The following is a 25051-nucleotide window of genomic DNA, read 5'->3' as shown; positions in this document are numbered from 1 at the left end:
ATCGGTTTACGTCAGGTTGATGGTCAGGTTTACGGTATAGGTGTTCGCGCGTTCGTCGGTTTGGATTTCCAGCCGGTGCTTTTCGGGATACAAAAGGTCGAGGCGTCGGCGGGTATTGTTCAGGCCGATGCCGCCGCTTTCTGCTCCTGCCACGTTCTGTGCCGGAAAAATATGGTTTTCTACGCGGAGCGTCAATGAGCCGTTCGATAATCCGGCGTGGATCCTGATTTCGGATTCCTGCGAGGCATTGATACCATGCTTGAATGCATTTTCGATGAACGGCAGCAACAGCATCGGGGCAATGGGATAGTCGGGAACGGGCTCGTCGCGGGTGTACTGCACGTTGCTGCTGCTTTGCACGCGCAGCTTCATCAATTCGATGTAGTCGTCGATAAATGCGAATTCCCGGCTGAGCGGGGCAACATCCTGCTGCGTTTCGTAGAGCAGGTAGCGCATCATGCGTGAGAGCGTAAGCGTGGCCTCGCGCGATTCCTCTACGTTGGTGTACGACAGCGCGTATATATTATTGAGTGTGTTGAAAAAGAAATGCGGATTGATCTGCGCTTTCAGCAAGGCGAGCTCGGATGTGATGTTCTGTTTTTCCACCGCGTCACGCAAGCGCGCATCGGCCTGCCAGCGCTGGATTACGGCCATGCTGGTACTCACCCCGATGACGAGCAATGTGGTCATCAGCAGGATGCCATCAATCAGGTGCCGGGGCCTCGGAGGGCCTCCCCGGTGCCTCGGGCGGGGCATGATGTGTTCCATATGCCGGCGGATTTCCAGTTGCTGATCGGCTAATTTGCTGGCTGCCAGCATCAGTACAACCAGCGCTATTACCCACAAAATGAAGATGAAAATCCGGTTTTTCAGCAGGTAATTCGGTACCAGATAGTGTGAGTTGAAGTAGAACAGTGCTACGAGCAGCCCGAAATTCAGGAATTGTTTTACCCAAAACACGGCAGGCAGGCTCACGCCCCACGACAATGGCTGGTAAAATACAAGCACAAAGCCGAGCAGGGCCCATGCAAGCAAATGCATCGCGACCACTACGCCGCCTTTTGTGTTTTCTCTGGTCATTGACGTAAAAATAGCAGACAAACCACGGTATTGGATAACAGGGCACAGGTGTTTCGACGTATCGTGGCTTTTGCCGGTTAAAGGGCCACTCTTCGACGACGGGCCGATAAACTCGCCGGGTTCACGCTCCACCCGACCGGTTTATCGGTTAAAACAGCCCATTCAGCTACACTTTCGGGCTCTCCGTCCAAGCCGTTTTTATTCGCGGTTTCCATTAATTCTCTTTGTATTGGAGAGTTGCGGACGGCCAGTTGCGGACGGCCAGTTGCGGACGGCCAGTTGCGGACGGCCAGTCGCGGAAGTGTTGCGCAGACCCACTTTATGACCCTTTGAAAAGTAAGAAACTATGCTCAAATTCCTGAACAAAATCATTTTCGATCCGAACGACTTCCGCTCGGTGATTGCGGCGTGCATTGCGGGGAATAGTCAGGCTCAGCATATTTTGTTCAAAAAGTACTTCGGTTATGCCAAAAGCATTTGCCTTCGGTATACCTATTCACCGGAAGAGGCCGAGGAAGTGCTCAATGAAGGTTTTTTCAAAGTTTTCAATAATCTGGAAAGATATGATCCCGAGCAGCCTTTCAAGGCATGGCTGCGGACGGTGATGGTCAACAATGCGATCAGCTATTTCAGAAGAAACAAAAAGCACTATGCGACCCGGACGGCATTCGATGAGATTCCTGAGCCCGGCGTTGCCGATGATGCGGTGTCCGAAATCACGGCGGGCGAAATTATGCAGCTTATTCACGAATTGAAACCGATCTATAAAACAGTGTTCCTGATGTACGCCGTGGATGGTTACAGCCATAAAGAGATTGCCACAATGCTGGAAATCAACGAGGCGACCGTGCGCTCGCAATATGCGCGTGCGAGGGCGCAGTTGCAGGAGGTTATCACAGTGCATTACCCGGAACTTGCCGGCCAGTACGCGATGCTCTCGTTTTAAAATCCGCTATTTACCCATCCATATCTTAAAATCGTGGGCGCGTTCTCGGCTTACGATCGTCTCCTTGTCGAGTGCCGGGTGCAATGCAAGCGCCAGCCGGTGGTTGTAGTACGCCTGCATTTGCGCCACTGCCTGGTGCGTCACGATCAGCGCGCGGTTGACGCGGAAAAAGCGGTCGGGATCGAGGAATTCGTCCAGCTCATCCATTTTGTAGTCCACAACAAATTTCTGTCCCAGGTGATTTTTGAAAAATGTAAGACCATTGTCGATGTAGAAATAGGCTATTTCGGATGTCTCGATCGATAGCAGGCGGGCGCCCTGCTTTACCAGGAACCGCTTGCGGTACTCAGGTACAGGTGATTGCAAATGCAGGCTTTTCAAAATCGCTTCCAGGTTAAGCTGCGGTGTGGCTGCGGCTTTCCCGGGCGCGACGAGGTCGTAGAACTTACGGACCGCACGTTGAAGGTCTTCCTGCTGTACGGGTTTCAGCAAATAGTCGATACTATTCACTTTGAATGCCTGCAAGGCATATTCATCGTAGGAAGTGGTGAAAATAACGGTGCTCTGGATCTGGACGCGGTTGAATATTTCGAAACTCTGCCCGTCGGCGAGCTCGATATCCAGAAAGATGATGTCCGGCTCTGGCTGACTGCTCGCGCGGTTTTCGGTAATCCACGCCACAGTCGCGGCGATACTGGGCGTAATGCCTCGTATTTCGAACTCCGGTGCGGTTTCTTCCAGCAACTTGGTGAGCTTACGTACGGCCAGTTTTTCGTCTTCAACAATTAATATATTCATGCGTTGGTGGTTTTCTGCGTGATCAGCGGCAGGGTGACTGTAAAAAACTGTGCACCGTCGTCGATCACGGGTATACGTTCGGAAAGCAGCTCGTATTTTGCCATAATGTTGGCCAGTCCAAGCCGGGTCGACTTCACGGGCGTCGATTTGATCAGACGGTTGTTGCTGATTTCGAGCAGATCGTCGCCCAGGGAGCGTATCGATACCCGCAACGGGTTGGATTCAAGTATGCTATTGTGCTTGACGGCATTTTCCAGTAGCAGCTGCAAGGTTAGCGGCGGTATTTTTTTATCCAGGTCTTCATCGTTGACTTCCAACACAAGGTCGAAACCGATGTCGTACCGGGTACGCAGCAGGTGGTAATAAGAGCTGATAAAGCGTATTTCAGCCGAAAGGGCGGTCAGTTCGTTCTGGTTGGTTTGAAGCAGATAGCGGTAAACTTTGGCCATTTCGTCCACAAACTGCTCGGCCCGCCGGGGCTCGTCGGCGATCAGCGCCGAAAGCGTATTGAGGCTGTTGAACAAAAAATGCGGGTTAACCTGACTTTTCAAGCTTTGCAATTGCCCCTGCATCCCAGCTCTCCTAAGCGCTTCCTTATTGATTTGCAGGGTCTTCCATTTATTTAATGAGTAATTGATCTCATAGAGGCCCGTCAGCATAAGGACCGCCACGAACTCGAAAAGGTAAACATTAACCATCATCCGGGCATCGAGCTGCGCTTCGAACGGCCTGAAATGCATGATAAAAACCATGTAGGAGGTTACAAAAACAAACGTCAGGATCCAGAAGGCAACAGCCGTAAGCGCGCTTCTTTTGAGCGAGGAATCGAGCGAAGGGTATTTCAGGGCAATATACCGCGCAGCCCGGTCGTGCGGGACGAATGCCAGGATCGTCATCAGGAAGATCATCAGCGTGCCGCCGGTAAAATTGTATATACTGGCCAGATAAGGCTCGCCGATGAGCAGATAACTGATCGTTGGAACAAACCAGGGTACCAGCAATGCGAAAATCCACCTGCCGAAAAGGCTCAGCCATATTTGTCGGCCTATTCTGTTGTAAATGAGCGTTGGGGTCATGTGAATATCAGCGGCAGGATGATCGTGAATTCGTGGTCGTCTTCTTTCAGCTGAACTGCGCCCGCACGGTTGAAAAGAAATTTGTACCTGCTGATCAGCACGTGAATCCCCGGCGTATCGGGTGGCATTGTGAGCATTTTCGGCTGGCGGTTGTACCGGAATTCCAGCTGACCGGTTTCCGTGGTCGCAATGCGGATGTGGAGCGGGCGGGCGGGGGATACCATATTATAATGAATGGCGTGGTCGATCAGGATCTGGAAGGTGAGCGGTACCATCTGCCCGCTGAGAAAGACTTCGTTCATGTCCAGCGCAATGCCGATCCCGTTCTCGAACCGCGTTTCGAGGAGATAAATGTAGGATTTGATAAAACGCAGTTCTGAATCGAGCGTCACCAGAATATCCTCTTTGTCGGGGCCATTCACGCTCAGCTGATAGCGATACACTTTCGACATTTCATCCACGAACTTTTCCGCGGTACCCGGCGCGTCGGTGATCAAAACAGACAGCGAATTGAGGCAATTGAAAAGAAAATGAGGATTAACCTGCTGTTTGACCGCTTCCAGTTCGGTTTGCAGTTGCTTTTCCTGCATTTGCTCCACTTCGTTCTGGTTGGTCCTCCATTGCCGGAACGCGTAAGCAAGCTCGGTCAGTCCGGCGGCGATGAGCGAACCGCTCAGGATAAAAAAGCTCACACGCAGTGCCCAGAAAAGATCGAACCCCGCGCCCGTGAGGCCGATCTGATGATATGCCGGCAATGCCACCCAGAAAAACGCCACATTCACGACACCATACACCCCAAACCACAGGGCGACGCGGTAAATGGAATGATCGGTGTCCGGGAGCAGGCTGGTAACCCTGGGTGAAAGTGCGACGTCGATCCGGTAAGCCGCCCATATCAGGAGCATATTGACGGCACTTCCGGCCACAAACAGGCGCGAATCCGAAAAATAACGTTCCTGCCAGAGTCCCAGGCCGGCCAGCAAGGTTACCCCGGCCAGCAGCAGCACCGATGTGGTAACGCCTACCGGCTTGCGGCCGATTTTTGCCAGGTAGCTTTCAAGGATCATTTGCACGGATTGTCAATTCATGCAAAAGTAAAACGGGTACGGCCTAATCGGAAATAGGGAGTGCTTAACCGTCGTATTTATGGCCCAAATCGTCGCAAACATTGCCTAATATGATTTAAACCAACAAAAGGTATTGTCAATTGAGCAAATGGCTGTTTCAGTTTACCCCACGATTTAGCGTATTCATGAGGTAAAAGTTACAATTCAACCGGGTCGCTGTTTTCTACCGTCCCTTCTTATACCACTTTTGTATCGCAGCCAGGCCAGGCATCTGTTAGCCATCAAAGTCAATCAAAATTTTAGCCATGAAAGTAAATAACCAATTGCCAGATCAATCCATGAAAAATCAACCCGTCCTTTCACCCATGCAAAACCTGTCCATCATGCCGTCGGGCGGCGTTCCGTCGGGCGCTACCGGCGAAATCAAAAACGTCCCCGCGATTACTGTTTACAAGTTTGGGAAAGCGCTCTCCGTTAAATCCAGCGATATCACTTGTCTGGAAGGTGTTGGTAACTACACATTTGTATACACCCGGCATGAAAAACACCTGGTTTCGAAGTGTCTGAAAGAGGTACAGGATGAGCTTAGCAGCGATTTCTTACGTATCCACAAATCATACAGCATCAATGCACGCCATATTAAATCGCGGTGGCCTGATTATATTCATCTCAGCTGCGGTAAGGTGATTCCCATCGCGCGCCGTCGCATCCGTGAAACGCACGAGATATTGGGCAGAATGGCGCTTTCGGCGTAGAGGAGATGTGTAAATTATTGGCCGTCAGGATTTATAAACGTTTATAAATCCTGACGGCTTTTCTTAGTAAGCCCATTTCACATAAGCCGAGGCCCAGGTAAAACCGGCGCCGAAAGCAGAGAATATCAGATTGTCACCTTTTTTGAGCTGCTTTTCGTAGTCCCACAGACAAAGTGGGATCGTAGCGGCGGTGGTATTTCCGTAATGAGCGATGTTCATCATCACTTTATCCATTCCAACACCCATACGGTTGGCCGTTGCTTCGATAATGCGGCGGTTGGCCTGGTGAGGCACCAACCACGCAACGTCGTCGTGGGTGAGGTGGTTTCTTTCCATCATTTCCGCTGAAACGTCGGCCATGTTGCGAACGGCCGATTTGAAAACCTGCTGGCCATCCTGGTGGAGGTAATGCATGCGGGCGTCCACGGTTTCGTGGGTTGCGGGGAACCTGCTTCCGCCCCCGCGTTGTACGAGATTGTTGTAACCTACGCCATCAGCGCGGATCAGTGTATCGATTACGCCGTAGCCTTCGGTATTCGGTTCGAGCAGTACCGCGCCGGCACCGTCGCCGAACAGGATGCAGGTGCGGCGGTCGGTGTAATCCATCACGGCCGACATCTTGTCCGTCCCCACCACGACTACCTTCTTATATTTGCCGGTTTCGATGAACTGCGCACCGAGTTCGAGGCCGTAAACAAAGCCGGAGCACGCGGCATTCACATCGAAACTACCGATGTTTCGGATGCCCAGCTGGTCACAAATGAGGTTGGCGGTACTTGGAAAAACGAAATCGGGGGTAATGGTTGCGCAAATGAGGAGGTCTATTTCAGCGGGATCGGTATTGGTTTTTTCGAGGAGGCCCTTTACGGCGCGGGCTCCCATGTGTGAGCTTCCGAGTCCGGGTTCTTTCAGGATGCGGCGTTCCTTGATGCCGGTCCTGCTCACGATCCATTCGTCGCTGGTATCCACGAGTGTCTCCAATTCGGCATTTGTGAGAATATAGTCGGGTACATATCCTTCGATGCCTGAAATGGAGGCTTTTACTTGTTTCATATTCGATTTTAATACTGGTAAATTTCGCTGTTTGGGGATTCTTTTGCCCTAAATAACAAATATGCATCACAAAAGTGCGCATTTCTCCACCTTTCAATGGTTTTTTTGGGAAGTTAATTTGAAAAGAAAAATTCTACGGGACGATGCGTATTTCGACGCGCCGGTTGAGCCTGCGGTTCGCTTCGCAATCGTTCGGCGCGACGGGCAACCCGCTACCGAACGCTCTGCCACGAATGCGCCCCATCTCGATACGCTTCGAGAGCAGGAACTTTTTGACTTCATCCACGCGGTCGTAGGAAAGCAGAAGGTTTTTCCGGGGATCACCCACGTCGTCGGTATGGCCCGAAAGCTCGATCCGGGGCGCGGGGTTCCTGACCAGGTAATCGGCCAGGATTTCCAGCTCCTGGTTGCTCTCCGGCAGCATTGCCGGCTCGCTCTGGGTAAAAAGCAGAACAGTTTCGATCTCCTCCTTCAAATCCAGCTCTGATAAGGTAACGGGCGCTGCTTTGCAGGAATCGATGTTTTCTATCGGTGTTAAATAAAAAATCTTCGTTGGGCGAAGGGTGCGGGCGGCTATGACTTCCGAATGTGTTTCATAACCGTCGGCATGGATCGAAATAACGCCCATGTCCCTGGCCGACATCTTGAACTGGTAAGCACCGTCTTCGTAAATCGGCACAACCAGGTCCTCGGGGCGCTGTCCGACTACCATAATCGTCGCCTGTATCGGCTGTAAGGTGCGTTTATCGAGAACGCGTACCGCAACACGGGTTCGTTGCGGGATGATTTTTTGCTGGTTCGAGGCTACATTGGCCTGTTGCTGCCCACGAGCGGCAAAATTTGCTGCGGCCAACAAGATAAGGATGATTGTAAAAGTTTTCATTCAAGCTCCGGTTAGGTTGAACAATCGTATTTTACAAGCAGGAAAGTATTTTTATAAATATATAAAGGTTATTTATAGATAATGCTATGCCGGGCGGTTTTTTTAAGGTGCTATCATAAAATTGGGCCGTAATGGAACGTACAGCCGGGCCGGACTGGCGCCATAGCCGTACACCGAGAGTTTCGTTTGTGGCGGCTCATGGGCGGACAAATTCACTTTGCGGTTGCGGAATAACTTCTCGAATTCGTCTTTGATCAGGAAGGGAGCCTTCCAGGGTTCCAGTTTCATTTTCCTGCTGAAAAGCCTGGGCACTTCCTCCTTGACTTTCAGCGGTAGCTTGTCCAGTTCCGGGTCGAACTGAATACTGATCGTGTACCAGACCGCAATCGGTTTCCCGTCTTTCTGGGCGGGTGTCCATTTGGGCATAATGCGTATGAGCCGCATTGCCTCTTCGTCCAGTTCAATGCCGGGGCTTTTAATGATCCGCCCGCTACTGACGTTACCGTCTTCGTCGATCAGGAAGGACACCTGCACAGGCCCTTGTACACCCGCTTGCAGCGCCTCCTCGGGGTACTTGAGATTATTGGCAAGAAATTTCGTTAATCCCCTGAAATAGGGCCAGCGATCGAGCCGCAGGGAAGAACCGCTTTCGTTTCCCTGGTTTGTCTCCACGTCTTTCCGGGAAAGTTTTGATGGGCCTTTCATGCGCATGGCCAATACCTGCGGACGCATTTTCAACGCAATGAGATACTCGGTCGTCGATTTGACAATGGGGATTTGCCGCGGTTCAAAATCAGGATGCTGGATAATCAGTGTCCCGTTCAGAGGCGCATCCGCAATTTCGAAGCCGCCTGTCAGGTTAGTGACGGTGCCACGTTCTGATCCGGCGATCAGAACGGCGGCGTTGGCAACCGGCCGGGCGGATTCGTCGGTGATTTTACCGGTAATCCGTGTTGTCTGAAGAAATGCCGCCCGGATATCGAGGCTGTCGGAAATCGAATGTGCGGACGCCGTTGTACCCCAGTTGGCGGCAACGGCGAGCAGCGCGAGGGAGATGTATTTGGGGAGCAGCGGTGGAGGTATTCTTAGCAACATGAGTTTCCAGTTGTTTGAAATGGCCGATATTCACTCAACTATACCTTTTTTCCATAAACGATTGTATTTCAAATATAGGATACGCAAATAGCAGCAGAATGTGTAATTTTTTTGGAAAAAAATCGGCGATCGATCTACCAGCCGGCGGATCATCGGAATAGGTTTATTTTGTAAAAACATTTTACATTCGACCGGCGAGTTATTCAATCATCCATCTACAAACCATTCACGCACGCTGTCTATGGAAAATTTGCAAGCGGACATCCTATTTTACAATTCACCCGCAGGGAATATTAAGGTCGAGGTCATTTTTGATGATGAGACGTTTTGGTTGAACCAGAAGCGCTTGGCGGAGTTGTTTGGGGTAGAAGTGAATACGATCAACTACCATTTAAAGGAAATCTACAAATCTGGAGAACTCGAAGAGTCGGCAACTATTCGAAAAATTCGAATAGTTCAAAAGGAAGGCAACAGGGAGGTGGCGCGTGAAGTCGATTTCTACAATTTAGACGCAGCCATTGCGGTGGGATATCGTGTCAATAGCTTTCAGGCGACACAATTCCGTATTTGGGCAGGATATTGGTATAGCCAAAAACTATCTCATTGAAAAGGAGATAAAGGAGCTGGAACGCATCGTATCGATGTATCTGGATTATGCCGAAAATCAGGCGGCCAGACAGATTCCTATGAAAATGGCCGACTGGGCGGGTAAACTGGATGCTTTTTTGCAGTTTAATGAATACGAAATCCTGAAAGACGCGGGAAAGGTTAGTCGTGAAGTGGCGATTCGGCTTGCGGAAGAGCAATTCGAGAAATTTCGTGTGGAACAGGACAAAAACTTTGAAAGTGACTTTGACAGGGAGTTGAAAAAGTGGAAGTTGAGGTAGCGTTTCCCCAATTCAAACTGACATGGAACATTACTACACTGTACTCTTCGAATACATCTCCCGTATGATCGCGTTGCCTGATGCAGACCAGCAGTCGATACGAAGGTCGTTCAAGCCGGTGTTTGTACCCAGGGATACGATGTTGGAGAAGGCAGGTGAAGTGCCTGGTTATCATAATTTTATCGTATCCGGGTTTATGCGGAACTTTCATTTGGACGCGGATGGCAATGAGATCACCACCGACCTGAACGACGGTCCGCGGTTTTTTACATCCTACTTCCATTTCGTGAACCGGACCGTTTCGAATGAGAGCCTGCATTGTATCACGGATTGTGAACTGTTACGGATCAGTCGGGATGAGGCCGACGTAACTGCGGCACGCAGCTTCACGCAGAAGGACTATACGATCCGCATTTTGCAGGACCATTTGCAAAAGGACAAAGAGCGGATCAACGACATGGCCAATCTTACCGCAGAGGCTCGCTATGCGAAGTTTGTGAGCGCAAACCCTAACATCGTCCGGCATGTGCCTTTAAAGTACATCGCATCTTATCTCGGCATTACCCAGCGGCACCTCAGCCGGTTGCGGAGCGAAGGCCCGCCCGGTACTTCCACACAGAAATAGCACCGCTTATCCGTATTGGACATTTGTCTAACGTCCCTCGGCATGGCTGGTTTTAAGTTTGACCAAACTTAAATCTCCGACATCATGACCGAACAAATTTCTTATCCTTCCGTTCACGTTAAATATGATCCTCAAAAACTGTTGAATCTGGCCGTCAGGACGTGGTTTGCTGTCACCACGATCGGCCAATGGGCATTCGGAGCCTATATTGTCGTATTTTATGGCGCAAGCACGGCTTCTGGTGATCTCGCAAAATGGAACCAGGTGTTGCCGCATGGCTATGTAAAGGGCGACTGGGCAGGTAATCTGGTCGTGGAGGTACATGTTTTACTGGCGGCGATACTGGTGTTGGGCGGGCCGTTACAGTTGCTGCCGTTCGTTCGACGCAATGCTCCATTGTTTCATCGCTGGCTGGGGCGCGTTTATGTCGTTACGGCCGTTATTGTCGCGACCGGCGGTTTGGTGATGGTATGGACGCGCGGCGCTGTTGGCGATCGGGCGCAGCATGTGAGCATCAGCATTCAGACGATCTACATCATTCTTTTTGCTTGGCAGGCGTGGCGTTGCGCACGGGCCAGGCAGTTTGACCAACACCGCAAATGGGCATTGCGACTGTTCATGGTCGTAAGCGGCGTGTGGTTTTTCAGGATCGGGCTGATGTGCTGGCTTGTGATCAATGGCGGCCCGGCGGGCTTTGATCCCCGGACGTTCATCGGGCCTTTCCTCACGGCACTTGCAGTATTGGTTTACGCTTTGCCGGTATCGCTCGGGCTGCTCGAATTGTATTTCTACGCTCAAAAAGCGAAAAAACACAGCATCATAGCAGCCGCGGCCCTACTGATATTTGGCGTGACGGCGCTGATGGGCGTTGGTATTTTCGGTGCAATAGCGGGCATGTGGTGGCCAAGGATCGGATAGAGACTGTTCCCGCTATGAATCCCGGATCTGTACCTGTTCATATTGACTGTAATTTGTGAGCTTTGCGGGAAATGCAGCTTAAATATTTATGATGAATAGTACAATCAAATTGATTACTGCCAGTAGCGGAGCACATTTCCAGGACGGGAAGGCGCTGTTTCGTGAATATGCCGCTTCGTTGTCGATTGATCTTGCTTTCCAGCGTTTCGAGGAAGAACTCGATACCGTGCAGGAACAATATGGCCCTCCGTCGGGTGCATTGGTGCTTGCGTATGCGGACGAGCGTGCGGTGGGTTGTGCAGGTGTGCGGAGCAAGGGGGGCGGGATCGCGGAGCTCAAACGGATGTATGTCCAGCCCGAATTTCGCGGGCATCAGCTGGGGAAGTTGTTGCTGGAACGGTCCGTTGCAATCGCCAGGGATCTGGGGTATGAAAAACTCCGGCTGGATACGCTCGCCAGCATGACGGGCGCACGCAGGTTGTATGAATCGTTTGGATTTGAAGTCATACCGGCTTACTATGACAATCCGCATGCCGATGCCATTTACATGGAAAAGGTGCTTTGAACGTGATTCAGCGATAACGCCTCATGAGCAACGATAGCGGCCAGAAAATGGCTGTAACGATCGCCTTGCTCCAATTCGGGCGTTCCGGGTTTTCCCGGCACGCTTTCACGCAGTACCAGGTCAGGATGAACAGCGAAATGATCAGTGCGCCAGCCATAGCTTTGAAGTTTGACAGAGATAATATGTTGTAAATTAATATTTTAATCAATTGTCAACCAAAATGTTCGTACCGGCGGTAAACCGCGTCTTACGGAAGGACTTGATCCTGATATTTGCTAAATTTATGGGAATCCAAATGTCTTAGGCTATGCGAAACAAACTTTTGAACACCCTGTTGCTGAGCGCCTGTATTTATCTGATGAGCAATCCGGCAAAATGCCAGACGCAGGAAACAATATCCGATCGCGACGGAAATACGTATTCTGTCAGGATCATGCCCGACGGAAACCAATGGATGACACAGGATTTGAACATCCGGGTGGATAGTTCCTGGTGCTTTGCGGACGATCCGGCCAACTGCAAGGTTTACGGACGGTTGTACACCTATGCGTCGGCAGCGGAGGCGTGCGAGATGCTGGGTGATGGATGGCATTTGCCGTCCCGCAAGGATTGGGAAGGCCTCTCTGACCATTATGGAGGGGCCAGCAACAAATCGAAGGACGGAGGCAAAACGGCTTATAAAGCACTGCAGACGGGAGGTGAATCGGGTTTCAACGCTACGCTGGGTGGCAACCGGGAGCTCTCGGACGGCAAATATGCACGTTTGAACGCCCACGGTTTTTACTGGACAACCACTGAAATCGATGCGCTGACGGCCTGGAATTTCAATTTCGGTGCTGGAGGTAAAGCATTGCATTGCCAGGACGGCATGGGAAAACTCGAAGGGGCTTCGGTCCGTTGTATCAGAGCGCTGGCAAAGCGTTGAGATCTGTCCGGATTCCCCCGCGATAATGTCCGTTTTACACCGTTTTTGGTAGGAAGGGGCGCTGTAAATTTGTGTTGTCACTAATGACCAGCAATCAACAATTAAAATCACTCGATTATGTCAGCACAAGATTTTAGCGCAACGATCCTCGTGGATCAGACACCGGAAGAGGTTTTCGAGGCCGTCACCCATGTTCGCGGATGGTGGTCCGAAGAAATTGAAGGAAACACGGCAGCCCTTAACGACGAATTTAAATACAGTTATGAAGATGTGCATCGTTGCCATATCCGCCTGGTAGAAGTCGTTCCGGCACAAAGGGTGGTGTGGCTCATACTGGATAACTATTTCAAATTCACCGAAGATGAAAAGGAATGGACGGGTACCCGTGTGGTCTTCGACATTACCCGCGCCGGCAATCAAGCGCAACTGCAAATGACCCACCAGGGGCTCGTACCGGAATTCGAATGCTTCAACATATGCCGTGACGCCTGGAGCTTCTACGTCAAAGACAGCCTTTACAACCTGATCACCACCGGCACCGGCAAGCCGAATGCTAAGGGCAAACCTCAAACCGAGAACGAGAAGGCGATTGCGGCTGCGGAAAAATAGCGGGATTTCTAGCGACTGGAAACGCCACTATTTGGTAGGCTTAGGATATTTTTTCAAAGTCTCCGCCATGCGTAGCGACTTGAAGACAATGTTGTCTTCCTTTTGTTCGGCTTGTCGAGCCTCTTCGCGTTGTGTGCGGAGAGAGGCACCTTTGGTTACGGATTTTGTCACAGTTGAAGACATAAGCTCAGCGTGTTAGACTCAAATTTATCGATTATTTCATCGACAACAAAAAGGCATCAAAGTTGATCCCCGTCCGGAATTTGATAAATCCGACTTCGTTGTCGTTGACCAGTCCATAAACTTGGAGATTTTCAGGGATCAGGTGATGATGTCGGGTGATTTCTCGTTGATATAATCGCGTTCTGCTTGGCGTACTTCCTTCGGCATACAATGAAGCCGAAGGGTTCGCTTGAAGGAAATCCAGCGATATGTTGGCGATCGTAGCGAGTATGTGTTGAAAATCGCCATTTTTAAGCTCGACGATATCATCAACTGTGCGTTTTTCCGAATCCCAGACTCCAAACCCTAAACTGTAATAGGAATCTACGTAGTCTTTTGGTCGCGTAATAAAAACTCTGAGCTGAAAATTTCCGTTTCTACCCGAGCTGATAAATTTGCAAGCATATGCTACCTCAAGATACGGAAGGTATGCCTCGTAATCGCGAATTTTTAGCTTCTCGGTTTGATATTTGGGAAGGGTCATTGATTATCGGTACCTGTTTAAACCAGCATGTCTGGGATGAGCAAGGGATTGATAACCAATATTTAAAGGATTAGGTGTCTATTCCAAATTGGATTGTAAACCAATTTTCAAACGGCAGATTAATGTTCCAACGGAGGCGTCGGCACAAGCCGGTGCCTCCGTTGGAACAGATCACTTTCCCACTATCACTTTCTGGCTGGTTATCGTGCCGCTTCGCCAGCTTACTTCCACGATGTACAATCCGCCGGGTAAATGGCCCATGCGCAGTCCGTCAACCGGGTTGGTTGTTTCCAGAATGGTTTTCCCGTTCTGGTCGATCAGCCGAGCTTTCAAGATGGATGCCGGTTCGTTGAAGTACAGCTTGTCGGCAACCGGATTAGGATAAACGGTAGCAAATTCCACGCGTTCGAACTGCACCGCGCGTACGCGGCTGTACGCAAAGGAGCCCTTTGCGCCATCAGCAGCCTTATCGATCATTTTGAGCCGGTAAAGGTTTTCCCCGCGTAACGGCTTTTGGTCGGTAAAATCATAGTCGATCGTTACTTTGCTTTCGCCCCGCGATTTTACAGAACCAATCGCAGACCATACTTTACCATTCTCGCTGCGTTCGATTTCGAAACGATCGCTGTTGGTTTCCTCCGTCGTGGTCCAGTGGAGAATGGCGACGGTCCCTTCCGCACGTGCATCGAATGCAGCGAGCGTAACGGGCAGCGGGTTGACGCGTGAGGCGAAAGTATAGGCAGTATAGGTGTCAGGGGCAATGGCAGCATTGGTGGTGATCGATCCGGCCGTCAGGTCGCTGGCGCCGCCAAGGATGGACGTGGCATCGACGGTCGAAGGAATCGCCACCCATTGCGTCCCGTTCCACCCTGCTATGGTCAGCTTGTTAAGCTGAGCGGCAGTGAGTCCGTTGATATTGCTCGTCGCGTCCCAGGTGAGGGTCAGTTTGGTTGCATTGGTGCCGTCGATGTCCCAGTATTCAATCGTGCTGACTGCTGCCAACGCCGTTTCAAACGTTGTGGAAGGAAAAGGTCCCTCGTTGGGCAGTACGGGATAATCGCCTGAGGGTAGCATGCTGGTTATCGCTGTCGTAGGGTCGGTAAAAAAATAAGAACCCATGGTGCCGTCGCCCGCCGCTGCGAAGGGCCCGAAATGGCTATTGTCACCCACAGGGAAAATAAAGGACGATGTGCCCAATTTCCGGACATACCCGTCTACATAGTTTGCATCGTCGCCTCCCGTCGCCACATTGGCGGGCGATGCGAAGTTGAGTATCCCGAAGGGCGCGGTCCGGATCGTGTAGATCACACCTGGCTGGGTACCTCCACCACCGGTGTTGAAATTATGGTCGCCGAAGAAGGTCATTTCCGCCCCGCTGAATATGGTAGTATTCCCGGAGCTTCCTTCCTGTGCCTGCGCGAGATGTCCCAATGCGAGTAGCATCAAAAGAAGGGGTGGCTTGATCCATTTGGCGGTCAGTACGCGATTTTTGTATAAAATTCTCATTGCATAGTCAGTTATGGATTTCAGGATAGCTAATGAAACACCTGGTATCTATTTGGATACAAACAGAATATCCAGCTGACACAGCGTGAGGTTTACGTCGTCGGTGGTGGTAGTAACCCGTATGTCGACCAGGTCGCCGGCATTGAGGTGAACGATCGCATTTCCTCCGGCTGTGATGCCCGCACCGGGCCCCGAGTTACCGATAGCGAGGGGTCTTCTGTTCGTGCCGTTCACATAAATAAAGAAGCTGGCACCCAGGTTATGCGATTGCAACTGGGACGCAAAAATGCCGCTGATCTGGTAGTACCCGGTACCGTCGGCAGGTACGGTAAAAGTGTCGGTAGCGGAATTGTAGTCATTCCCCTTGTCGATCACCTCGGCGGTAAAATTGATTTTGGTAATGGCATTGTTCGCCTCGGGAGGAAGGTTTTGAAAAGGAGTGCCCGCTCTTCTTTCAAAAACAATGACCGGGGTATTTTGCACGCCGGGTGCCTGCCAGCTGCCACCGCCGTTGGCATCCGAAGTGAAAACCTTGGCTGCGCCCTCGGTACCGTCCTTGATCGAAACCTGGCCGGTCGTTTTGTTGATAAAAGTCTTGCGGTTGGCCGTGGATGCCTCTACTTCGAGGTTGTTGTTGAGATCGATCACGGTCGGGTTCGTGCCGATTTTGACCTGTGCGTTCGCCTCGGTGGCAATGAGTTGCGCCGCACCGGTCACTATTGCCGGGAGAACGAATTTTACCAGTAGTTTTTGTGCGTTCATAGTCGCTAATGTTAAAGATGAATAATGGAACAAACTGCTAGAAAGAAGGCATAGCAAACCCATCCGCTGCCGGAGGTGTCCGCAACGGCGACATTGTTACTGAAAACCAGTTCTCGAATGGGATAAACTACGAGTCAAATCTAGCAGGTGCCTATATCATTAGTTGTACCTGAACGCGATGCTTGTTTACGAAATAACTCTATAATTGCCATTTGTTTGCCTGGCGGGCATTGGCTATAATGTCCGCCAGACAAAAGTGACTGCCTAAAAAGGATAATGCCGCATACCACCGTCGACGACCACCGCTGCGCCGGTCACGTAACGTGCGCGGGGAGAGACGAGGAATACGGCCATATCGGCCATATCCTGCGGTTGACCGAAATCACCCAGCGGGATTTCTTTTTCGGCAAATGCCTTACGTGCTTCATCCGTAAAATAAGGACGGATGTTAGCCGTGTCGATCAGTCCGGGTTGCAGTGTATTGACCCGAATGTTGAATGGTCCTACTTGTGCGGCCAGTTGTTTCGACCATACTGCCATGCTGGCTTTGGCTACTGCCGATACGTTGATGCTACGGAGCTCATAAGTGCTGGTCAGGTTCAGGACCACACCCTGCCGGCGGTCGATCATATGCGGAAGTAATTCCTGCGTGAGCTGGCGGGGCCGGTCGAAATCCAGCGCCATCGAATCATTCCAGGGCTGTTCGGGGCCGGTGATCGCTACGGGGCGGCTTTGTCCGGCATTGTTGATAAGGATATCCACCTCACCTAATGCCGCCAGGGCAGCTTGCGCGATGCGCTGCGGGCCATCCGGTGCTGTAAAATCTTGTGCGAAAACAACGGGTACAATGCCCGTTTCCGCCGCTACTTCCTCCCGAAGGCTGGTCAACAGCTCCTCATTCCGGGCGGTGGCGAACACACGCACGCCTTCTCTGGCCAATTCCTTTACAATAGAGCGGCCGATGCCCTGGCTGGCCCCGGTTACGACTGCCGTTTTTCCTTTTAAATGCAAATCCATGACTGTATTTTGAATGTGTTAAAAACTGGTTGCAAACGTAGCCGGAAGCATCTATTTTTGAATGCTATACAACCAATTGTAGGGTACTAACAAAAGTGTAAGTAATGGCTGCCAGAAAAGAAAATTCTACCTATACCAGCAATGAAAAGTACATTGTGGAATGTGACCTTACCTATGCCGTGAACAAGATCGGCGGCAGATGGAAAATTTTGATTATCAGTAAACTGGAAAAAGGGAAAATGCGGTTTGGCGAGCTGAAAAAAGAGTTTCCCTACATCACCGAGCGGATGCTGACCTTACAGCTCCGTGCGCTCGAACAGGACGGGCTGGTCAAACGCACGGTGTATGCGGAGGTGCCTCCCCGCGTGGAGTACGAACTGACCGAAATGGCGGCGGCGTTTGGGCCGATATTTCAGCAGCTCAGCGAGTGGGGAGGAAAGCACCGGAAGCTGTTCAATTGAGTTTGTAGGCGTCGGCCAGTTGTACAAGTCCTTTGCGGTCGGCGATATTCAGCTTTTCGAAAATACGCCGCCGGAAGGTGCTTATGGAAGTGTATTGAAGCTGCATGAGCTCGCTGATTTGGGTAATAGTGTAATCCTGAATGATGTACATCGCCACCTGAAACTCCCGGGGTGTAAGTTCATCGAACGGGTTTATCGACTTGTGGTTCAGCGAGTCGTTCACAATGATATCCGCCAGATCGGCGCTCATGTATTTCTTCCCCGTCAGCACGACGTTCACCGCCTTGATCAGGTCTTCGGGCGAAGCATCTTTCTCGATGTATCCATGGGCACCCATTTGCAGGGCCCTTTTTCCAAAAATCGTCTCGCTGTTCATCGAAACGATCAGGACTTTTGTATCGGGGTGGAAGTTTCTGATCCAGTGCAAAATGGTCATAGGATCGGTGTCGGGCATGCCCAGATCCAGGAGAACGAGATCATATTGGTTGATTTTCAGTTGGGCCATAATCGTTTGGCCGTTCCAGCCTTCGTCCACCTGCGCATCGGCAAAATGGTTGAGCAGTGCAACCCTTAATCCGTACCGAACCAGGGAATGATCGTCGGCAATCAATATCTTTTTCATAACGTGGTAAAATTGGGCGGAGCAGTGTCCGTCAAAATAGCGTCTGTTCTGTTAGATTGGGCGGGTAAAAGCCCTGAAATAGTGACGGTTGTTCCCCCGCCGACAATGCTTTCCACTTCCAGCTGGCATTCGAGGCGGGCCACGAAATCGATGATGATCTGATAGCCCAGGCGGCCGCTTTGCTCGATCCCCGCAGTGGTGAGCACATTCTCGATGCGCCGGTTGATTTTACTCAGTTCGGCAGGCGACATACCCCGCCCGTTGTCTGAAACCGAAAGTCTCAAATATTTGTCATCCAGTTTGTCCAGTTCTACGCTGATATGTCCGCCCGTCGTGTATTTGTTCGAATTGTCGATCAGGTTACGGATCACAGCTTTCAGGATTTCGCGGTTGGTGAGGATGTCCCGGTGGCCCGGATTGAGGAATTCAAGTGTGTTGTTTTTTAAAAGAAGCATTTCTTTGAAAAACTCGCCGAGCTCGTCCGCGAGGCCGTCGAACGGAAAGGGGCGCTTGGAAAGGAAGAAGCCTTCCTGCTGCGACTTGGTCCAGAGATTGATTTCCTTGACAAATGCGTGGATATTCGTAGCCGCCTTTTTGATTTCGGCGGTGCCGGTCCTGGCGTCGTCGAGGTGGTCTTTTTCCAGCGCCGTTGTCACATGATCCGACAGCAGGTTCAGGAAATGCAGCGGCGATTGCAGGTCGTGCGCGAGCAGAAGCGTGATCTTTTCTTTCAGCCGGTTGCTGTATTCGAGCTGTTTGGTGCGTTCCTGGACCTGTGCTTCAAGCTGCTTTTTCCGCTGCGTCAGATAATGATAACGCAGTTTCACGACCACGTAAAAGGAAAACGCCAGCAGGAAAAACGCAAAAAGCGCCGCATACCAGGTTTGGTACCAGAATGGATCTACTGTAAAACTCTTGGTCAGCAGCCCCACATTATCCTTCCCGAAGCCCGCCTTTTTCCGGACTTGCAGCGTATAATTACCATAGCCTAAACGGTTGAGCGTGATGGTGAGGTTGTTACTCAATGGGTACCATTCATTATCGAGGCCTTTGATATTGTATTCCAGGTACTGGTTTTCGGGCAGCCCGAAATAGGGGGACGCCAGCAAAATCTCGATGCGATTGAAAGAAGGGGCGAGCCGGAGTTCCCCGCTGAACGGCTGTTCTTTCCCGTCTACGACAAATTTGTCGATCTGTATCCGGGAATCAGGGAGAATATCAATAATGCTGTCGGGATACACCTGTACGAGCCCATCCATCGAGGGAAAAGAAAACTTGCCATCCGGGAACGCCACCGACGACGGGTTGCAGCCTCCATTGAATTCATTGTTGGCAAAGCCGTTGCTTTTGTCGTAGTAGTAATAGAAAACGCTGGCGATTTTGCCATCGAGGTAATCGTAGAGGTCCTGCGTCCTGGCTTTGAAAAGCCCGTGATTGGTGGTCATCCACATAAATCCCTTCTTGTCTTCCAGGAACGTGTGCACGGCAAGCAGATGGTTGTTGCGGTCGAGGGGTAATGCGGTAGCCTTCCCATTGCGGATCGCGTAGAAGCCCTGCCCATAGGTTCCGGCCCAGAGCGTTTTCTTTTTATCAAAATACAATGCCCTGACTTCCTGCCCTTTCATTTCGGGCAACTCCTTGTAAGTGCCCCTTTTCACATCCATCAGGAATAATCCGGAACCGTCCGACGCCCAGAATTGGGTATTATTTATTGGAAGGAACGCTTTGATGTTTTTGGGCAAATCCAGCCATTGAATCGAATCGCCCAGGGCCTTTCCGAGTTTCCCGGAAACTGCACTGAGCCAGAAAGTTCCGTCGGGGGTCCGGGCGAACTTTAGCGCTGGGAAGTTACAGTAGAAACTATGGACCAGCTTCCAATCAGGTCTGCGCTGGTCTATTTTTTGATTCCGGCTGCTCATCCAGACATACCCATCCCGGTCCACCAGGATCGGGCTCCTTACCGCTAACGGAAACGGATCGCCGGAGAATATTCCGGTAGGGGATATGACGCCGGCTTCTGTCAGAAGACGGTCCTTTTGAAATAAATGCTGACTATAAAAATTGTTGCTGAAACCTGCAATGCGGACGGTTTTAAATAACTTCTTTTTGAAAATATACACCCCGTTGGTCAGAGTGCCCACCACGTGAATACCAGCTTCCGGGATGTTCAGATAGCAAGCGATATTGCCGATATCTCCGGTTTTCAGAACAGGTCTGCAAATAAGCTCTTCGGCATTCGGCGCTTGCAATTCATAGAAAGTATTCGAACTATGCAAGAACAGTCGTTCACCCTGTTGGTAAAGACGGGCGTCCTGCGTGAGAAGCGGAGCGCCGCTGCCAGCTATCCTGGACAGTACCTGATATTCCTTTCCCGTGGAATCGGTGCAGCGTATCCCGCCTTTCTGATCGAAATAATACATTCTGTTATCCAGCTTGCCCGCCCTGTCAAAAGTCATGGCGCCATAGTCGAATGTTTTGCTGAAGAACACCTTCTTCTGATGCAGGTACACAAGATGAACATCACCCACGCGCAGAAATCCGTCTCCGGGCGTCTTGGCCGGATAATAAAAGGACGCGGTTGCTAAAACGGCGAAAAGCGATTCGACGTGCCGGCGGTCCTGGGGGTTAAGGTTACGGATCACGTCGAACTGGTCGTTCCGGGACCGCAAAATCACTGCCCTGTTCCTGATGTGTCGGTTCAGTACGAACGTCTGGTTGTTTTGATCAAAAGAAAAGACTTTGAAATGGGAATCCTTGAAATGAATGGTGCTGTCGCCCGTCAGGCCGAGTTCAATAATGCGGTTGCTCTTGAGCTCGGGGACATTGGCGAGGTTGTAGGTCGTGAAACGCGTCCCGTCGAACCGCACGAGCCCGCCCTGGGTCGTCATCCAGATGAAGCCATTCTTATCCTTATGAAGTTGCATGACGCTATTTTGCGGCAGTCCGTTATCACTTGTGTAATGTTGTTCGGTGAAATCGGAGACCTCCTGTCCCGATGCCCGGAGTGTGGCCGTGAGGAAAATGAGAAGGGTAGTAATCCTCGCAAAATTCATAGCCGCGTTAACAAAAAATGCTTGTCCAGAAATGACAAATTTGGGGTCGGATTCGAGGATACAATAATAGCTTAGTTTTATAATAATTTCTATTCGTTGTAAAAACATTTCTAGGGATTCGGTCTGAGAAAATAGCGGCAAGGAATCGAAGCCATCAAATACTTTTGGGCGAGATGATCGCCGCGTCCCAAACCGCAGGCCGCCAGGGCTTTGCTGTCGGAAAAGATTTTCTCATGTGTCATGAAGAAAATAATGTAACCCTAATACTACAAATAATGCCACTTAATGCAAATTCAACTTATTGAGCGGTTTTTTTTACTTTTGACATATGGCACGCAACCTGGTTGTCAAGGACCTCTCCGAACTGTATGAAACGATGGGCCTGCCGGTCGACCCGGTCGACGCGTCGTCGGGCCTCACCGTCCATTTCCTGCAACAAACCTTTACTGAATTTCCATTCACATCGGTACCATTCAGGCCCAACTATTTCAGTTTCCTGTTTATCCAGGAAGCATTTGGCAAGTACACGATCGACGACCAGGTTTTTGAAGTCAGGCCGGGAACGGTATATTTCACCAACCCAGGCAATTACCGTGTTTTCGAGTGGCATAGTATTACCGACACCTGCCTGATCACATTCAATGAAGCCTATTTAAAGGAAAACGTGCACGAAGACGTGTACCGGGATTTTTCTTTCCTGCTGACGGAAACCGTGGAGCCGCGGGTTTTGTCCGACGACCAGTTTACCATCGTGCGGCAGCTCTATCAGCAAATACACCGTGAACACCGGGGAAACTCGCCCTACAAGAACCGGATCATCGGGAGTTTGATGGTCGCTTTGCTTTTGAAAATCAAGGAATATTTCTTTCAGGATTACAATCCTATTTATGAAGGCAACAGGAGTTCCCAGATCGTGAAGACCTTCAAAAGAAACCTCGAACAGCATTTCAGGGACCTTGTCAACGGAAAGGTGGAAGTTCCGCTACGCGTGCAGGATTACGCGGATATGCAATTTTTGCACGTCAATTATTTGTCGAGCGTGATCAGCAGTAAAACCGGCAAATCCGTGAGCGCCTGGATCGCCGATAAAACCATCGCCGAAGCCAAGGTGATGTTACAGGATCCGGCCCTGGCCATCAAGGAAATAGCCCTCCGGTTAGGCTTTCTGGAAGCCCCTCATTTCAGTAATTATTTCAAAAAACATACCACGCAAAGCCCGGCTGAATACCGGAAGCAGCATGCGGGTTGAGTTAATCGATGTCCTCGAAGCCATAAGCGTTGCCGTCCAGCAACAGCATCGACATCAGCCAGTTTTTGATTTCCTCATCCTCCGGTAGCGGATCCTGTGTCCATACACTCCACCCGTCGATATGCCGGTAATATTTCTGGTTGACTTGCTCGGCAAATGCCTTGGATTCGGCGAGTTTTTTCAGGGGAAATTCGACGACATCGGAGGTTTTTCGAGGTAGTTTCGATTGAAGGAATTCCGCTACTGCCCGGGTAGGCTCATCCATCCGGTTCTTAAAAGAGGCAAAGTCGGGAAGCAGACATGACGCGTAGTGACCCAATAGTGCCGACTTTAATTGAATGGGGGCGTAGGTCCTGTTGAAGCGAAAATGGTCGACGAGTATTTGCTTCCTTCGGTCCTTCCCTTTCCATTAATTTCATTTGTTGACAACCCACGATAGCAACACATCCCGGATTTTCTGCCGGATAAAATACCTCCTTTTTAAGAGTAGTTACCACCGCCCCTCGTCTTCCCGGTGAAGATTTTGGCAATGGTAGGCAGACATGACCGCCATTGCCTCGCCCGCGAGGGGCACGGGGGCATTACGTGCGGGAGTGAAACGGCCGGGATGATCCGTAACCTCTACGTCCACGACTGTGTTTTCGATGATACCGATACGGGCCTGCGTTTCAAAACGCGTCGCTCGCGTGCCGGTGGCGGCGATAACCTCACCTACGAGCGCATACGCATGATCCTGCGCGGCGACGCGGTGAAATTCGACATGCTGGGCAGCCGGCAATATGTGGGTGAGCTGGCGGATCGCCTGCCAGCCCGACCGGTCGATAAGCTCACGCCTGGGTACAGCAACATCACCGCCCGCAACATCATCGTCGAAAAAGCCCGGACGTTTGTCGATATTACCGGCATTCCGGAGTCGCCGGCGACCAACCTGCTCATTGAAAATGCCGATGTAAGTGCCCGGACGACCTTCAAGGCCAGCGACGCACTCGGCGTAACCATCCGGAATGCGTCGATTACGGTCACTGACTCGATTCTGCGTGGGCTGGATGTTCGGGATGTGCTTTTTGAGAACGTGGTTTTTAAAACACCTCAAAAACGGATATGGATGGATGTTCAGGGCGAGAATTCCAAAAATATCCGCTTTACAGAATGCCTTCCGGCAAAACCGGAAGGCTGGGAGTGAGGCAATTTGAAATCACCTGGCAAGGTTATCGGCCTCGATAATGGCATCGGCAAATGCCCTTGGTGCCTCCTGCGGCAGGTTATGCCCGGCGCCCTTTACCACATGGTGTACATGCTTGCCGGTTGATTTGCGGGCAAATGCCGAGCCGTCGCCGGCAGGTACCACGCCGTCCGAATCGCCGTCGAGCGTCACCGTAGGGACTGAAATGACCGGTCCGGCTGCGAGTTTTTGCTCGATTTCATCGTATTGCTTCTCGCCGGGCTCGATGCTCAGCCGCCAGCGGTAGTTATGGATCACGATCGCCGCATAATCCGGATTTTTGAACGACGCGGCCGAGCGGTCGTAGGTGGCCTGGTCGAAAGACCATTTGGGTGAGATATTTTTCCAGATAAGCTTGTTGAAGTCGTACCAGTTGGCAGTATAGCCTTTCTGGCCGCGGTCGGTGGCGAAATAGTACTGGTACCACCATCCCCATTCGGCTGCCGGCGACAGCGGCTGCTGGTTTCTTTCCAGGTTGTTGATCAGGTAGCCATTCACCGACACCATCCCTTTGACGCGTTCCGGCCAAAGCGAGGCGATAATGTTCGCCGTACGCGCACCCCAGTCGAAGCCGCCGAGGATGGCCTGTTTGATTTTAAGTGCATCCATGAGTGCGATAATATCCATCGCCACGGCGGCTTGCTGGCCATTCCGGAAGGTTTTGTCCGAAAGGAAGCGGGTCGTTCCGTGGCCGCGCAAATGGGGGACGATCACCCGGTAACCCGCCTGGGCGAGCAGTTCGGCGCTTTCGGCATAGCTGTGGATGTCGTAAGGCCAGCCGTGCAGCAATATCACCGGTTGCCCGCTCGCAGGTCCGGTTTCGGCGTAACCGATATTCAATACGCCCGCATCGATTTGTTTGATGTTTTCAAATGCATTGACCGAATGACCGGGCAGGCTGCCGGGTTTTCCGCCGGCCAGCGCTTTGGAAGGCAGTATTTGTGCTGCGGCGAAGGCGAGGGCGGCGAGGCCCAGAAAGTTGCGACGGCTGTATTGATGGCTATTTTCCATTTCTGCGATATTTAAGATTGATGGTTGAATGTCCGCCTGGTGATTTCCCGTTTGGATGATTCAAAATTAGCGGCATCCCCGCCCCGCAGGAATGGAAACCTGGCCCAACCGGACAAATCTGCGGGCGGACTAGACATTTCTCCCGCCGTATCCGACAGGG

General features: G+C 51.2%; 29 protein-coding genes. 12 read left to right on the top strand and 17 right to left on the bottom strand.

The genetic code is table 11. The features are described 5' to 3' along the window. Positions 1-6: 6 nt before the first annotated feature. Positions 7-1080 carry a sensor histidine kinase gene (locus J7619_RS30895; RefSeq protein ID WP_291208365.1) on the bottom strand — a complete coding sequence of 358 codons (1074 nt, stop codon included), beginning with the start codon at positions 1078-1080 and terminating at the stop codon, positions 7-9. Between the two features lie 346 nt (positions 1081-1426). Between J7619_RS30895 and J7619_RS30890 the strand changes: the two genes are divergently transcribed. Further along, positions 1427-2026, top strand: a complete 600-nt coding sequence (locus tag J7619_RS30890; protein WP_291208362.1) for an RNA polymerase sigma factor — start codon at positions 1427-1429, stop codon at positions 2024-2026. A 6-nt stretch (positions 2027-2032) separates the two neighbouring features. Here the strand turns inward: J7619_RS30890 and J7619_RS30885 are convergent, their stop codons facing one another. From J7619_RS30885 to J7619_RS30875, 3 genes are read right to left on the bottom strand one after another with little or no spacing between them, the layout of a single operon-like run. Next, positions 2033-2824 (bottom strand): LytTR family DNA-binding domain-containing protein, encoded by a 792-nt coding sequence (locus tag J7619_RS30885; RefSeq protein WP_291208359.1) that lies wholly within the window; start codon positions 2822-2824, stop codon positions 2033-2035. Next, positions 2821-3900 (bottom strand): sensor histidine kinase, encoded by a 1080-nt coding sequence (locus J7619_RS30880; RefSeq protein WP_291208357.1) that lies wholly within the window; start codon positions 3898-3900, stop codon positions 2821-2823. Before J7619_RS30880 ends, J7619_RS30885 begins: the two co-directional genes overlap by 4 nt. Then, complete coding sequence (locus J7619_RS30875; protein WP_291208354.1) at positions 3897-4967, bottom strand: sensor histidine kinase; 1071 nt, start codon at positions 4965-4967, stop codon at positions 3897-3899. The genes J7619_RS30880 and J7619_RS30875 overlap by 4 nt, the downstream gene beginning before the upstream one ends. A 338-nt stretch (positions 4968-5305) precedes the next feature. Between J7619_RS30875 and J7619_RS30870 the strand changes: the two genes are divergently transcribed. Then, positions 5306-5722: a LytTR family DNA-binding domain-containing protein gene (locus J7619_RS30870; RefSeq protein WP_291208351.1), complete on the top strand. Its 417-nt coding sequence runs from the start codon at positions 5306-5308 to the stop codon at positions 5720-5722. 63 nt (positions 5723-5785) lie between these two features. Here J7619_RS30870 and J7619_RS30865 read toward each other — a convergent pair whose 3' ends face one another. The 3 genes from J7619_RS30865 to J7619_RS30855 all read right to left on the bottom strand — a co-directional run bounded on the left by J7619_RS30865 (position 5786) and on the right by J7619_RS30855 (position 8753). After that, the gene (locus tag J7619_RS30865) at positions 5786-6775 is read right to left on the bottom strand and encodes a beta-ketoacyl-ACP synthase III (RefSeq protein ID WP_291208348.1); all 990 of its coding nucleotides are present in this window, start codon (positions 6773-6775) and stop codon (positions 5786-5788) included. 133 nt (positions 6776-6908) lie between these two features. Then, the gene (locus J7619_RS30860) at positions 6909-7658 is read right to left on the bottom strand and encodes an OmpA family protein (RefSeq protein ID WP_291208345.1); all 750 of its coding nucleotides are present in this window, start codon (positions 7656-7658) and stop codon (positions 6909-6911) included. 102 nt (positions 7659-7760) lie between these two features. Next, on the bottom strand, positions 7761-8753 hold the full coding sequence (locus J7619_RS30855; protein ID WP_291208342.1) for a TonB family protein: 993 nt from the start codon (positions 8751-8753) through the stop codon (positions 7761-7763). 241 nt (positions 8754-8994) lie between these two features. On the opposite strand from J7619_RS30855, the gene J7619_RS30850 reads away from it, so the two are divergent. From J7619_RS30850 to J7619_RS30830, 5 genes are all read left to right on the top strand, one after another. Further along, a complete protein-coding gene (locus J7619_RS30850; protein WP_291208339.1) occupies positions 8995-9360 on the top strand; it encodes a virulence RhuM family protein in 366 nt (121 codons plus the stop codon). Continuing rightward, positions 9287-9640, top strand: a complete 354-nt coding sequence (gene rhuM / locus J7619_RS30845; protein ID WP_291208667.1) for a RhuM family protein — start codon at positions 9287-9289, stop codon at positions 9638-9640. The genes J7619_RS30850 and rhuM overlap by 74 nt, the downstream gene beginning before the upstream one ends. Positions 9641-9662: 22 nt before the next feature. Beyond that, the gene (locus tag J7619_RS30840; RefSeq protein ID WP_291208336.1) at positions 9663-10265 is read left to right on the top strand and encodes a Crp/Fnr family transcriptional regulator; all 603 of its coding nucleotides are present in this window, start codon (positions 9663-9665) and stop codon (positions 10263-10265) included. An 84-nt stretch (positions 10266-10349) separates the two neighbouring features. Further along, positions 10350-11183: a DUF2306 domain-containing protein gene (locus J7619_RS30835; protein WP_291208334.1), complete on the top strand. Its 834-nt coding sequence runs from the start codon at positions 10350-10352 to the stop codon at positions 11181-11183. Between the two features lie 88 nt (positions 11184-11271). Further along, complete coding sequence (locus J7619_RS30830) at positions 11272-11748, top strand: GNAT family N-acetyltransferase (protein WP_291208331.1); 477 nt, start codon at positions 11272-11274, stop codon at positions 11746-11748. Between the two features lie 7 nt (positions 11749-11755). On the opposite strand, the gene J7619_RS30825 is transcribed toward J7619_RS30830, so the two are convergent. Beyond that, positions 11756-11905 carry a hypothetical protein gene (locus tag J7619_RS30825; RefSeq protein ID WP_291208328.1) on the bottom strand — a complete coding sequence of 50 codons (150 nt, stop codon included), beginning with the start codon at positions 11903-11905 and terminating at the stop codon, positions 11756-11758. Positions 11906-12055: 150 nt separating this feature from the next. Here J7619_RS30825 and J7619_RS30820 point away from each other — a divergent pair, with 150 nt between their 5' ends. Together J7619_RS30820 and J7619_RS30815 are read left to right on the top strand one after the other, a co-directional pair. After that, a complete protein-coding gene (locus tag J7619_RS30820) occupies positions 12056-12673 on the top strand; it encodes an FISUMP domain-containing protein (protein WP_291208326.1) in 618 nt (205 codons plus the stop codon). A gap of 117 nt (positions 12674-12790) precedes the next feature. Beyond that, positions 12791-13282, top strand: coding sequence for an SRPBCC domain-containing protein (locus J7619_RS30815; protein WP_291208323.1), 492 nt, complete (start codon positions 12791-12793; stop codon positions 13280-13282). A gap of 27 nt (positions 13283-13309) precedes the next feature. Here J7619_RS30815 and J7619_RS30810 read toward each other — a convergent pair whose 3' ends face one another. The 5 genes from J7619_RS30810 to J7619_RS30790 all read right to left on the bottom strand — a co-directional run bounded on the left by J7619_RS30810 (position 13310) and on the right by J7619_RS30790 (position 17273). Then, entirely contained in the window at positions 13310-13465 is a 156-nt protein-coding gene (locus J7619_RS30810; protein WP_291208320.1) for a hypothetical protein, read from the bottom strand. Positions 13466-13496: 31 nt separating this feature from the next. Beyond that, positions 13497-13988, bottom strand: coding sequence for a DUF6934 family protein (locus tag J7619_RS30805; protein ID WP_291208319.1), 492 nt, complete (start codon positions 13986-13988; stop codon positions 13497-13499). 171 nt (positions 13989-14159) lie between these two features. Next, entirely contained in the window at positions 14160-15494 is a 1335-nt protein-coding gene (locus J7619_RS30800; RefSeq protein WP_291208316.1) for a T9SS type A sorting domain-containing protein, read from the bottom strand. A 48-nt stretch (positions 15495-15542) separates the two neighbouring features. After that, entirely contained in the window at positions 15543-16256 is a 714-nt protein-coding gene (locus J7619_RS30795; RefSeq protein ID WP_291208314.1) for a hypothetical protein, read from the bottom strand. A gap of 264 nt (positions 16257-16520) precedes the next feature. Continuing rightward, positions 16521-17273 (bottom strand): SDR family NAD(P)-dependent oxidoreductase, encoded by a 753-nt coding sequence (locus J7619_RS30790; protein ID WP_291208312.1) that lies wholly within the window; start codon positions 17271-17273, stop codon positions 16521-16523. Positions 17274-17377: 104 nt separating this feature from the next. On the opposite strand from J7619_RS30790, the gene J7619_RS30785 reads away from it, so the two are divergent. Next, complete coding sequence (locus J7619_RS30785; RefSeq protein WP_090154390.1) at positions 17378-17734, top strand: helix-turn-helix domain-containing protein; 357 nt, start codon at positions 17378-17380, stop codon at positions 17732-17734. Here J7619_RS30785 and J7619_RS30780 read toward each other — a convergent pair. After that, positions 17727-18356, bottom strand: coding sequence for a response regulator transcription factor (locus tag J7619_RS30780; RefSeq protein ID WP_291208308.1), 630 nt, complete (start codon positions 18354-18356; stop codon positions 17727-17729). The two genes, J7619_RS30785 and J7619_RS30780, sit on opposite strands and share 8 nt — an antisense overlap. Beyond that, positions 18353-21409, bottom strand: a complete 3057-nt coding sequence (locus J7619_RS30775; RefSeq protein ID WP_291208305.1) for a sensor histidine kinase — start codon at positions 21407-21409, stop codon at positions 18353-18355. Before J7619_RS30775 ends, J7619_RS30780 begins: the two co-directional genes overlap by 4 nt. A 328-nt stretch (positions 21410-21737) precedes the next feature. On the opposite strand from J7619_RS30775, the gene J7619_RS30770 reads away from it, so the two are divergent. Then, a complete protein-coding gene (locus tag J7619_RS30770; protein WP_291208302.1) occupies positions 21738-22658 on the top strand; it encodes an AraC family transcriptional regulator in 921 nt (306 codons plus the stop codon). Between the two features lies 1 nt (position 22659). On the opposite strand, the gene J7619_RS30765 is transcribed toward J7619_RS30770, so the two are convergent. Next, a complete protein-coding gene (locus J7619_RS30765) occupies positions 22660-22977 on the bottom strand; it encodes a hypothetical protein (protein ID WP_291208299.1) in 318 nt (105 codons plus the stop codon). 210 nt (positions 22978-23187) lie between these two features. On the opposite strand from J7619_RS30765, the gene J7619_RS30760 reads away from it, so the two are divergent. Next, positions 23188-23841 carry a glycosyl hydrolase family 28 protein gene (locus J7619_RS30760; protein WP_291208297.1) on the top strand — a complete coding sequence of 218 codons (654 nt, stop codon included), beginning with the start codon at positions 23188-23190 and terminating at the stop codon, positions 23839-23841. A 12-nt stretch (positions 23842-23853) separates the two neighbouring features. On the opposite strand, the gene J7619_RS30755 is transcribed toward J7619_RS30760, so the two are convergent. Beyond that, positions 23854-24891, bottom strand: coding sequence for an alpha/beta fold hydrolase (locus tag J7619_RS30755; RefSeq protein WP_291208295.1), 1038 nt, complete (start codon positions 24889-24891; stop codon positions 23854-23856). Positions 24892-25051: the final 160 nt, after the last annotated feature.

It is taken from the genome of Dyadobacter sp. (genome assembly GCF_017744695.1).
Lineage (GTDB): Bacteria > Bacteroidota > Bacteroidia > Cytophagales > Spirosomataceae > Dyadobacter.
Note: the sequence above shows the minus strand (reverse complement) of the source record. Positions and strands in the feature narration are given on the sequence as shown.